Annotated in this window: 8 protein-coding genes; 4 read left to right on the top strand and 4 right to left on the bottom strand. The window is 67.0% G+C overall.

The genetic code is table 11. The annotated features are described in order from the left end of the window. Nucleotides 1-294: 294 nt before the first annotated feature. Nucleotides 295-1,029, bottom strand: coding sequence for a FadR/GntR family transcriptional regulator (locus ACIQCN_RS13270; RefSeq protein ID WP_400611306.1), 735 nt, complete (start codon nucleotides 1,027-1,029; stop codon nucleotides 295-297). A 187-nt stretch (nucleotides 1,030-1,216) separates the two neighbouring features. Here ACIQCN_RS13270 and ACIQCN_RS13265 point away from each other — a divergent pair, with 187 nt between their 5' ends. The 4 genes from ACIQCN_RS13265 to ACIQCN_RS13250 all read left to right on the top strand — a co-directional run bounded on the left by ACIQCN_RS13265 (nucleotide 1,217) and on the right by ACIQCN_RS13250 (nucleotide 4,804). Then, complete coding sequence (locus ACIQCN_RS13265; RefSeq protein ID WP_400611305.1) at nucleotides 1,217-1,744, top strand: gluconokinase; 528 nt, start codon at nucleotides 1,217-1,219, stop codon at nucleotides 1,742-1,744. A 53-nt stretch (nucleotides 1,745-1,797) separates the two neighbouring features. Continuing rightward, complete coding sequence (locus ACIQCN_RS13260) at nucleotides 1,798-3,201, top strand: GntP family permease (protein WP_400611304.1); 1,404 nt, start codon at nucleotides 1,798-1,800, stop codon at nucleotides 3,199-3,201. Between the two features lie 174 nt (nucleotides 3,202-3,375). Next, complete coding sequence (locus tag ACIQCN_RS13255) at nucleotides 3,376-4,194, top strand: SDR family NAD(P)-dependent oxidoreductase (protein ID WP_400611303.1); 819 nt, start codon at nucleotides 3,376-3,378, stop codon at nucleotides 4,192-4,194. A gap of 196 nt (nucleotides 4,195-4,390) precedes the next feature. Continuing rightward, a complete protein-coding gene (locus ACIQCN_RS13250; protein WP_400611302.1) occupies nucleotides 4,391-4,804 on the top strand; it encodes a hypothetical protein in 414 nt (137 codons plus the stop codon). An 18-nt stretch (nucleotides 4,805-4,822) separates the two neighbouring features. Here ACIQCN_RS13250 and ACIQCN_RS13245 read toward each other — a convergent pair whose 3' ends face one another. The 3 genes from ACIQCN_RS13245 to ACIQCN_RS13235 are packed head-to-tail and all read right to left on the bottom strand — an operon-like array spanning nucleotide 4,823 to nucleotide 10,916. Further along, a complete protein-coding gene (locus tag ACIQCN_RS13245) occupies nucleotides 4,823-5,731 on the bottom strand; it encodes a diguanylate cyclase (protein ID WP_400605697.1) in 909 nt (302 codons plus the stop codon). Next, complete coding sequence (locus ACIQCN_RS13240) at nucleotides 5,728-8,760, bottom strand: response regulator (protein WP_400611301.1); 3,033 nt, start codon at nucleotides 8,758-8,760, stop codon at nucleotides 5,728-5,730. Before ACIQCN_RS13240 ends, ACIQCN_RS13245 begins: the two co-directional genes overlap by 4 nt. A 2-nt stretch (nucleotides 8,761-8,762) precedes the next feature. After that, on the bottom strand, nucleotides 8,763-10,916 hold the full coding sequence (locus ACIQCN_RS13235; protein WP_400611300.1) for a putative bifunctional diguanylate cyclase/phosphodiesterase: 2,154 nt from the start codon (nucleotides 10,914-10,916) through the stop codon (nucleotides 8,763-8,765). Nucleotide 10,917: the final 1 nt, after the last annotated feature.

Genomic DNA, 10,917 nt, shown 5'->3' with positions numbered 1-10,917 from the left:
TAGACCGCGATGTCGCGGCGGCCGTCGACAACAACGGCAGTGCCGTTGGCCTGGCAGCCGATGAAGTAGCTGGCCTGGGCGAGGTCTTCGTCGTAGATGCGTTCGATAAGCATGGCAACTCCTGAGCTCGGCTAGCCCCCAGTTTATACCCCTAGGGGTATAAAGAAAAGAGCGTGTGTCGGTAAGAAAAGAGCGTGTGCCGGCGACTTGGACCCCGACGACCCGGAGAAGCTCTTCCTGTCGCCGGCTTGGAACTCCGGCGCCCGCCGCGTCGGGGCGTGCGGCGCGGGGGCGTTAGTGCAGCCCCATTGCCTCGCGCACCTCGTTGAGGATGTGATGCATCGCCTGTTCGGCCACTACGGTGTCGCCGGCCGCCACGGCGGCGGCTACGTCCTCGTGTGCCTGCAGCGCCTCGCTCCGGGGTTTGAACGGCATGAGCCCCTGCTGCGTGCGGCTGGTCAGGACTTCGGCGACCATGCCCTCGAGCGCCTGGAACATTTCGTTGCCGCAGCTGCGCAACAGCAGCTGGTGGAAAGCGATATCGGCTGCTAGGAACCCCTCGAGGTCCCCGGCCTCGCCCAGCCGGCGCAGGTCCGCGGCCAGTGCCAGCAGCTGGTGGCGTTCGGTGGACGTCGCCCGCCGGGCCGCGCCCGCCGCGGCAATGGGTTCGACGGCGATGCGCAGCTCGGTCAGGCTGCTGTACTGCATCTCGCGGCGGTTCGACGCCAGCCGCCAGCGCACCAGCTTGGGGTCGAATACGTTCCAGAGCGGCCGCTCCTGCACCACGATTCCTACCCGGCGGCGCGAGTAGACCAGGTTCATGGACTCCAGGACCTTCATGGTGTCCCGGGCAACAGTGCGGGAGATCCCGTACTCCTGCTGCAACCCCTCCAGGGTCAGCCGGCTGCCCGGCGGCAGTTCGGCGGACGCGATCGCAATCCCCACCGCCTCGAGAACACGCTCATGCATCGCAGGTGAGGACCCGCCCTCGTGCGCGTTATCCGCATCCTGTTCCGTCGCCGTCGACATCTTCCCGCTCTCTCTTCCGCGCCGCAGCGCCCTCTCAGGATAGCGAAAATCTGAAAGGTATGACTTATGACACGAAAAGATAGTATCTATCCGATCAAAAGGTGATACCTTATGGCGTAGTCCGCTGCAGCGCGGGCCAGCACCGAGCTTCTTCGAAAGCCAACGACGTCTTCTCCGGAGGTATGACATGCAGCAGCAACCCACGCACCTCGTGGTGATGGGCGTGGCCGGGTCCGGCAAAACGACCCTGGCGGCAGCGCTCTCGCAGCGGCTCGGCTGGACCTGTGCGGAGGCGGACGAGTTCCACCCGCCGCGGAACATCGACAAGATGCGCCGTGGCATTCCGCTCGAGGATGCCGACCGCTGGCCCTGGCTGGCCGAAATCCGTGACTGGATGACTGCCCAGGGCCGCGCCGGCGCCAGCACCGTCCTCACCTGTTCGGCGCTGAAGAAAAGTTACCGGCAGCTGCTCTCCGAGGCGGAAGGGCGCGTCGTGTTCCTCCACCTGCAGGGCGGCGCTGACCTCATCAGCCGGCGCATGCAGGACCGCGAAGGCCACTTCATGCCGCCGGCGCTGCTTCCCAGCCAGCTCGCCACCCTTGAGCCACTGACCGAAGAAGAACTCCGCGCCGGCAGCCTTCGCCTCGATATTGCACGCTCCCCGGAGGAGTTGGCCGCTGCCGTCGTGGAGGCGCTGGACCTTCCCGCCCTGTAGGCGCCGCGCGCCTGACCTGGCACCCACTACAAAATCTGTTTCAAAGGAGAACCATGACCATCGAAGGATGGACCCAAACGCTGGGAGCAGGCCCCCTGCTGCTCATCGCCGCAGCTGCGATCGTCGCCCTGCTGTTCCTGATCATCAAGCTGCGCGTGCATGCCCTGATCGCCCTGATCCTGATCAGCCTCGCCACGGCTTTCGCCACCGGCATCCCGGCCAACCAGGTGGTGCCGGTGCTGATCAACGGCTTCGGCACCACGCTCGGCACCGTGGCGCTCCTGGTGGGCCTGGGTGCCATGCTCGGCCGCATCGTGGAAACCAGCGGCGGCGCCAAGGTCCTGGCCGACTACCTCATCGGAGTCTTTGGCGAGAGGCGCGCACCGTTCGCGCTGGGCGTCGCCTCGCTGATCTTCGGCTTCCCCATCTTCTTCGACGCCGGCCTGGTGGTCATGCTGCCGGTGGTCTTCGCCGTCGCCCTCCGCCTGGGCGGGGGAGTGCTCCGCTACGGCCTGCCCGCCGCCGGCGCGTTCTCCGTGATGCACATCTTCCTGCCGCCGCACCCGGGACCCGTCTCCGCCTCCGCATTCTTTGACGCCAACATCGGCCTGGTCACCATCGCGGGCCTCATCGTTGCCATCCCCACCTGGTACGTCACGGCCTATCTCTACGGCCTGTACACCGGCAAGAAGCTGGTCCTGCCCGTGCCGGAAATCCTGGGCCACGCCTCCGCCGAAGCCGAATCCCACCCGCCGCGCTTCCGCACCATCGTGGGCCTGCTGCTCCTGCCGCTGGTCCTGATCTTCATGAACACCGGCCTGAACACCCTGGCTGCTTCCGGCGTCCTGCCCGAAGGAGTCAAGGACGAGCAGTGGTACCAGGTGCTGCGTACCCTCGGTGAAACCCCGGTTGCCCTCCTGATCGCTGTCCTGGTTGCCCTGTTCGTTCTCGGCGCCAAGCGCGGCAAGGACGCCGGTGCCCTGGAGAAGCTGCTCGAGTCCTCGCTCGGCCCGGTCTGCTCCGTCATCCTGATCACCGGCGCCGGCGGAATGTTCGGCGGCGTGCTGCGCACCTCCGGCATCGGCCAGGCACTCGCCGACGTCCTGGGCAACCTGGGCATACCGCTGATCCTGGCAGGCTTCCTGATCTCCTCCATCCTCCGCATCGCCCAGGGGTCGGCAACGGTTGCCCTCACCACCACCGCCGGCCTCATCGCCCCTGCCGTGGCAGCGGCCGGGCTGAACGGCATGCAGGTGGCCGCCATGGTCCTGGCAGTTGCCGCCGGCTCCGTGGTGGTCTCCCACGTCAACGACTCCGGCTTCTGGCTGGTGGGCCGCTTCTTCGGCATGGACGTCAAGACCACGCTGAAGACCTGGACCGTCATGGAGACCCTCATCGGCGTAATGGGCTTCGCCATCGCAGCGGTGATCTTCCTGCTGGCCGGGCTGGCCGGCTGACGCTCCCGCCCTGCCGTGCAGCGCCGCGTGCCGTTTTGAACCCTCAAAACGGCACGCGGCGCTGCTCGGTTCGGAGAGCCTGGGCGGCGGACGGGAACACCTGCCGCCCCGCCGTCGTTGTTTCCTCTGTGTGCCGGAAACCGGCGCCGTAAACCACCAACCAAAGGACACCCCTTGCCCCAACGCACCATTGTGATCACCGGCGCCAGTGACGGCATCGGCGCGGCAGCAGCGCGGACGCTGGCCAGGGCAGGGGAGCGGGTGGTCGTCGTCGGCCGTTCCGCGGAGAAGACGCGCGCGCTCGCCAAGGAACTGGACTCCGACTACTTCGTGGCCGACTTCGCCGAGCTCGCCCAGGTGCGCGACCTTGCCGCCCGGCTGAAGTCCGACTACCCGCGCATCGACGTCCTGGCCAACAACGCCGGCGGCATCATGGGCACCCATGCGCTCACCGTGGACGGCAATGAATCCACCTTCCAGATCAACCACCTTGCCCCGTTCCTGCTGACCACGCTGCTGATGGACACGCTTATTGCCAGCGACGCCAAGGTCATCAACACAGCGAGCATGGCCAACGGGTTCGGGAAACTGGACCTGTTCGACCTTAACTCCGAGCACAGCTACTCCACCAACCGCGCCTACGGGACCGCAAAACTGGCCAACATCCTGTTCACGTCGGAGCTGCACCGGCGCTTCCACGCCCAGGGAATTACGACTGCGGCGTTCCACCCGGGCGTGGTGCGCACCAATTTCGCAGCGGAGTCCAGCAGCTGGTTCCGGCACGCGTACAAGACCCTCCTGAACCGCTTCATGCTGACCCCGGACCAGGGTGCGGACACCATGCTCTGGCTGATCAACGGCACCCCGGGCACCGACTGGGTTTCGGGCGCCTACTATGCCAAACGCGCCATCGCCAAGGCCAACCCCCAGGCGTACGACGCCGGCCTGGCGCAGGGCCTGTGGGAAAAGAGCGAAGAGCTGACCGCCCCCTAGCCACCACCCCCGGGACAGATCTCCAGAGCGGGACGGCTTATATAAAACGCCCGACGACGGGACGTCACGTTATGTTCGTCACTCGCCACGCCGTCTTGCAGGGTTTCGTCAAACGGCAGCCCCATACTTGTCTTGAACGGCTTCAGCCGTCCCCCGGCCAGGCAGGAGGAAGTGCGTGGAAACCCTAAAAAAAATCGTGACGAACCAGTATTTTCCTGCTGCCGCGGTACTGGCCTCGGTGCTCATTTACTGGACGGTCGGCTTACTCGGCGGGCTGTCCCTGCTGCACAATAACCAGCCGCCGTTGACCACCCTCACGTGGCTCCTGTTCGTTTACGCGTCGGCTGCGCTGACCCCGCTCGCCGGGGCGCTGGCCGTCATGGACCTGGTCCGGCGCTGGCACCGCAACCGGGACGCCGTACCGTTCCAGGCACGGCAGGCCGAAGATGCCGCCGCAGCGCCCGCTGCGGAGGCCCCGGCAGAAACTCCGGCCACGGAGGAGCCGCGTCCCGGGCCCCGCGTCCAAAACCCGCCGGCCTCCGGGCCGGCCAAAAAGAGTGGCAGCAAAAAGACCGGCAGCAAAAAGACCGCCACCAGGAAAGCCGCCTGACCCGCCTGCGCCAGCGCGCTACCAGGCCGCTTCCACGCGGTTCCTGCCTGCCGCCTTAGCCGCATAAAGCGCAGCGTCCGCTTCGCCCAAGAGCGTGTCCGCGTCCACGGCGTGCCCGGCGCCGAACATCGAGATCCCGGCACTGACGCGCAGCCCGCCGGAGGGGTCGCCGTGATGCTCTATCCGGAGCTTCCGCACAGCCTCCAGAGCCCGCTCCAGCAACACCCTCGCATCAGCGATGCCCTGGCGCGGCAGCACCAGCAGGAACTCCTCGCCCCCAAACCGGTAGACGCCGTCGCTTTTGCGCACCTGGCCCAGAAGCGCCGCCGCCACACTCCGGAGGGCAAGGTCGCCGGCCTGGTGGCCGTAGATATCGTTGTAGCTCTTGAAGTTGTCCACGTCGCACATGGCTATGCTGTACTCCTCGCCGTACCGGGCGCTGCGGGCGTGGAGCTGCTCCAGGTCTTCAGACAGCTTCAGGCGGTTGTTCAGCCCGGTCAGCGGATCGGTCCGGGCCTGCCGGGAGAGCACTTTGCGGTAGTGGGCCAGATCGGCGTGCAGGGTGGTCACCCGCAATGCCACCAGAAGCCGGGCGCGCAGCACGAACGGGTCCAGCGGCTTGGGGACGTAGTCGTCCGCGCCCGCCTCGAGCCCGGCCAGCATGTCCTGCTGCGAATCCTGGGAGGTAAGCAGCACGATGTACGTGTACAGGTCGGTTTCGCTGGCCCGGATGGCCCGGCAGAGGGCCAGCCCGTCCATGCCGGGCATCATCCGGTCCGTCACCACCGCATCCGGCCGGTGGGCCAGGAAGAGCGTCCAGGCCTCGTCACCGTCAGCGGCTGCCACGCATTCATGTCCGGCGCGTTCGACGGCGGCGCGCGCCACCAGCAGCGACCCCGGATCGTCGTCTGCCACCAGCACTTTCACTGACCCGCCTCCTTCTCCAGGGCGTCGTTCACCCGCTGCAGCTCGGCCTCCAGCCGGGGCAGGAGCGCCGCGGCAGTTGCGTGGTTGCCGCTGTGGCCCATCCCTTCGAGCTCCGAACAGAGCGCCGCAAGAGCGCCTGCACCGATGTTGCCAGCCGAACCCTTCAAGGCATGGGCGGCCTGCACCAGGGCCGGCCCGCCGCCGTCGTGCACGGCAGACCGGAGCGCCGCCAGGCGGGCCGGAACGCTGTCCTGGAAAGCCGCCGCGGCGGCTGCGAACAGATCCTGGCCGTCCCTGCCGCCCAGGCTGCGCAGCATCGCAAGCCGGTCCCGGTCGAGTGCGGGAGGGATTCCGACGCCGGTGTGCCCGCCGCCGGTGACCGCCAGCGGCTGCGGCTGCGGTTCGGGGATCCAGCGGGACAGCACCGTCTCCAGGGTTGCCGCGTCGACTGGCTTGGCAAGGTAGTCGTCCATGCCGGCGGCCAGGCATCGTTCTCTGTCCCCGTCCAGTGCTCCGGCCGTCATGGCGATGATGGGCAGCACGGCGCCGCTGCCGCCGCGGTCCCGGATTATCCGGGTGGCCTCGAATCCGTCCAGGACCGGCATGTGGCAGTCCATGAGTACTGCAGCGTAGTTGGCGGACTTGGTGGCGGCGACGGCCTGGGCGCCGTCCGGCACTACATCCACCATGTAGCCCAGCCTGCCGGCCATGGCACTGGCCACCAACTGGTTAACCTCGTTATCCTCCACCACCAGGATGCGCCCGCGGTGCGTGCCCGCTGCGGCCTGTTGCGTCGCGGTGGGTGCTTCAGGTGCGGGAACCTCCGGGCCGCGCGTGGACATCAGACGGACCAGCCGGTTATAGAACTCTGAGCTGCGGACCGGCTTCATCAGCCATTCACGGACGCCCGCGGCGGCAATTTCACCGGCGTCCACCTGCATCGTAGAGGTGAGCATTATCAGCTCGATGCCTGCCAACCCGGGGTCTGCCTTTATCCCGCGGGCCAGTTCCAGCCCGTCCGTGTCCGGCATGCAGAGGTCCAGCACGGCAAGGTCGAATGGGGTGCCTGCCTCCCTCGCCTCCGTTGCCCGTGCAAGGGCCGATCCGGCATCCGGCACGGTGGCGGGCACCAGCCCCCAGCCCCGCAGCTGCGATTCGAGTACCAGCCGGTTCGTGGCATTGTCATCCACCACCAGTACCCGAAGGCCGTTGAGGAAACCTGCCGCGGGGATCGGATCGGTGGACACGGGAGCCACGGGCAACGGCAGCCGGAACCGGAAGGTGCTGCCCTGGTCCGGCGCGCTGTCAACGGCGATCTCACCGTCCATAGCCTGGGTTAGCCGGCGGCAGATGGCAAGGCCCAGGCCCGTGCCCCCGTAGCGGCGCGTGGTGGACGCGTCCGCCTGGGAAAAAGGCTCGAAAAGCCGGGCTTGCTGGGCGGGTTCGATGCCGATCCCGGTATCGCGGACTTCGAAACAGACGGCGGCGCTGGTTCCGGCGGCGGCATCGGTAGTTTCGCACCGCACCCGGAGGGAAACCTCTCCGGACGCCGTGAACTTCACGGCGTTGGACGCAAGGTTCAGGAGGACCTGCCGGATCCTTCCGGCATCCCCCAGCAGCCGGGCCGGGACGTCCGGCTCGCAGTAGGCGATAAGTTCCAGGCGCTTTGCCTGCGCCTGTTCGGCCAGCAGGCCGGCCACCTCCTCAACGAGTACCCGCGGGTCGAAGGGACGGATGTCGAGGTCAACCTTTCCCGCCTCCAGCTTGGAAAAGTCCAGGATGTCGTTGATGAGGGCCAGCAGCGCTTCGCCGGCGCCCTTGACACCCTGCGCGTACTGCTTCTGGGTCTGGTCCAGCCGGGTTTCCAGGAGGAGGGAGGTCAGGCCCACCACGCCGTTCATGGGGGTGCGGATCTCATGGCTCATGGTGGCCAGGAATTCCGATTTCAGGCGGCTTGATTCGAGGGCGTCCTTCCGGGCGGCCTCGAGTTCCGTGGTCCGCACCGCGACTTCCTCCTCCAGTCCGGTGGTCAGGGTGATGTTTTCGAAGATGATCAGCACCTGGCGGACGAACACGGCCACCAGTACGGCCGCGCAAACCACCAGCAGGAATGGCTCCAGCTCGTGGAGGTGGGGTGCGGCAAACAGGAGTATGGCCACCAGGAGCGGCGTGTAAGGCAGCAGTTCCAGGGCCAGCGTGTAGCCCCGTCGGCCCGAATGCGCGTTCTCAACATAAGGCGCCATGGGCGCCAGCGCGATCAGGAGGAACGCAACGATCCAGCCCAAAGCGAGGGGCGAGCCCGTGGTGCCCGTGACGCCGTCGAACGTGAGACGGGTGTAGATGCTGTCCGTGACTGAAAGCGCCACCAACCCGCCGCCGAAAAACAGCCAGGGCAGCCGCTCACCCGCCCTGCGGCGCATTCCCAGGACCAGGACCAGCGACGTGATCACCAGGTCCACCACGGGGTAGGCCATGCCGGTGAACCGCGCCAGCGGATCACCCTCTGCGCTGTAAGCAGGGCCGAGGGCGGTGTACCAGCTGACCACCAGCACTGAGCCCGCGATCACGGCGGCATCCATCACCGCCCGGAACAGGGCCACCGGGTTTCCGGGCCGGCGCTTGAACGCGAAAAGTGCGGCGGCGGCAGGCAGCGAATACCCGATGAAGCCAACGTCGGCGATCGACGGGAAGGGGTAGACGTGGTTGTAGGCGAGGCCGTAGTAGGCGTATACGGCCATGCCGGCTGCCCACCAGAAAACGGCCACCGCCATAAGGGCCCATGCCCTGGCGTTGGGGCCGCCCCGCCTGGCAGCCCTCGCACAACTTGCGCCGGCTAACAATGATGCGGCAAGGATGAGGAAGTCACCCGTGACCATGGCCGGGGCAGTCCCGTTGTTTGCTGCGAAGAAAACTCCGAGCGCGGCCAGCGCCGTAACAGTCAGGGCAGCCGGCACCAGGATTCCGCCCCTGCCGCGGCCGGCGGGCCAGGATCCTCCTCCCTGGTATTTTCCGGACTCCAACGTACCCATCCTTACTGCTCCTTCAGGGCCCGGAGGACCTCATCGGCTTGGCTCAGGGCAACGTGCAGGCGGTGGCCCGGCTCGGGTCTTGAAAAAAGGTAGCCCTGCATCGAATCACATTCCAGAGCCGCCAGGTAGTTGGCCTGCTCAATGGTTTCGATCCCTTCGGCCGTGACGGTCAGGCCCAGGCTGTGCGCCATGTTGATCATGGAACTGAGGATGGGCAGCCGCTCGCGCCCAGTGCGGATCATCGACACAAAGGACTTGTCGATCTTGACCGTGTCCACGGGCAGCTCCTGGAGCCGCCCGAGCGAGGAATAGCCGGTCCCGAAATCGTCCAGGGCGACGCGCGCTCCCGCCTCCCGCAGGGTGCTGAGCTGCTTGACCAGGCTGCAGTCGGCGTCGAAAAATACGCTCTCGGTGACTTCAATGACCAGCTGGTAGGGCGCAACCCCGCTGGCCTCGGCCAGGCGGAGCACCTGCTCGGCGAAGTCGTGCTCCTGCAGCTGCACGCCTGAGACGTTGACGGCGAGGGACCGGGACGGGTCGCCGGCAAGCCACCCGGCAACGCGCAGCATGGCCCGGCCCGTCACCTCCGTGCCGATTCCACTGATCAGCCCGGTGCGCTCAGCGAGCGGAATGAAGACCGACGGCGGAACCCGGCCGCCGTCGCGGTCCCACCGTGCCAGCGCCTCGAACGTGACCACCTGGCCCCGCTGGCAGGACACGATCGGCTGGAAGTCCACGGAGATTTCGCCGTGCTCGGTTGCCCGGAGGAGGCCGGATTCCATGGCCGTGCGCTGGACCAGTTCGGTCATCATGTCCGGCTGGAACCTCAGGAAGCGGTTCTTGCCCGCCGCCTTGGCCGCGTACATGGCGATGTCCGCCCGGCGGAGCAGCTCCGGAGCCTGCTGGTCCTCGGAGGTCATGGATGCCAGCCCCAGGCTGAGGCTGGGACGCAGAACGGTCCCGCCCACGGTCAGCGGGACACGCAGGCAACGGACCATGCATGTGGCGATCTCGTCCGCGTTGGGGCAGGCCGTCAGCAGAACCACGAATTCGTCGCCGCCCAGCCGCGCCACCACGTCAGCGGTAGGCGCACAGCCCCGGAGCCGGCGGGCCACTTCGATGAGCATGTCGTCTCCCGCCTGGTGGCCCAGGATGTCGTTGACCTCCTTGAAGTCGTCCAGGTCCAGGAGGAGGACGTCCACGGATTTAAGCCGGGGGGATCTCAAAGCCTCCGCGAGGGCATCGTTGAACACGGCCCGGTTCGCCAGGCCGGTGAGGGGATCGCGGAACGCCATGCCACGGAGTTTCTCGGTCTGTGCCGCGAGGTCCGCCATGGCCCGGTTAGCCCGTTCCTGCGCCTGGCGGCGCGGGGTGATGTCCTGGAAACTCCAGACCCGTCCCAAAATCTCGTCACCTGAACGGTGCGGCCGCGAATACCGTTCGATGGTCCGGCCGTCCTTGAATTCCAGGACGTCGTGGCTTTCCGCAGCGGGGTTGGATTCCAGGTCGCCAAGCCTGGCCATGAACTGAAGCGGGTCATGCAGCTGATCCAGAACCAGCTGCATGACCTCCGTCTGCGGGTTTTCGGTGATGTCCCGGGGGCCCTCAAGGAGCCCTTCGGGTATGCCCCACATGGCAAGGAACTTTTCGTTGTATCCGGTGATGTTCCAGTCGGAGTCCACCACCAGGATTCCGTCCGCTGTGGATTCCAGGGTTGCGGCCAGGAGGGCCATGGCCTCGCGCCGGGGGGCGGCGGAGCTATGGTGGGCCGTGCTCCGGACGGAAAGGAGCAGCTGCCCCGTATCGGACCGTTGCCGGCCGGCGCCCGGCAGGAAGGAAGCTGTCAGTTCGGCCGGGAACTCTGTGCCTGTTCGGTGCAGGCAGTACGTCTGCACCGGTGCCGGGTGCAGGTCCGGACGTGCCAGGAGGCGGCGGAAGAGCTTACGGATGTCTTCCCGGAAGTCACCCGCGAGCAGTGAGCGGTGGTCCAGGCCCGCCAGGTTGTCCTCCGGGATGCCGAAGAGCCGGCTGGCGGGGGCGTTGGCGGCGGCGACGGTGCCGTCAGCCGCGACGACCAGGAGCGCGTCAGGGCTGATGTCCAGCACGGCTTCCAGCGCCTGCGCGGTAAGGACTTTCCCCTCTATCGGGCCGTTCATC

Source organism: Pseudarthrobacter sp. NPDC092424 (assembly GCF_044754925.1).
Lineage (GTDB): Bacteria > Actinomycetota > Actinomycetes > Actinomycetales > Micrococcaceae > Arthrobacter.
The sequence above is the reverse complement of the archived record's forward strand: the minus strand, read 5'-3'. Positions and strand labels throughout refer to the sequence as shown.

Coding starts and splice junctions, on each gene's coding strand:
- ACIQCN_RS13235 (WP_400611300.1), bottom strand. CDS start 10,916: ATGAACGGCCCGATAGAGGGGAAAGTCCTTACCGCGCAGGCGCTGGAA.
- ACIQCN_RS13260 (WP_400611304.1), top strand. CDS start 1,798: ATGACCATCGAAGGATGGACCCAAACGCTGGGAGCAGGCCCCCTGCTG.
- ACIQCN_RS13265 (WP_400611305.1), top strand. CDS start 1,217: ATGCAGCAGCAACCCACGCACCTCGTGGTGATGGGCGTGGCCGGGTCC.
- ACIQCN_RS13270 (WP_400611306.1), bottom strand. CDS start 1,029: ATGTCGACGGCGACGGAACAGGATGCGGATAACGCGCACGAGGGCGGG.
- ACIQCN_RS13240 (WP_400611301.1), bottom strand. CDS start 8,760: ATGGGTACGTTGGAGTCCGGAAAATACCAGGGAGGAGGATCCTGGCCC.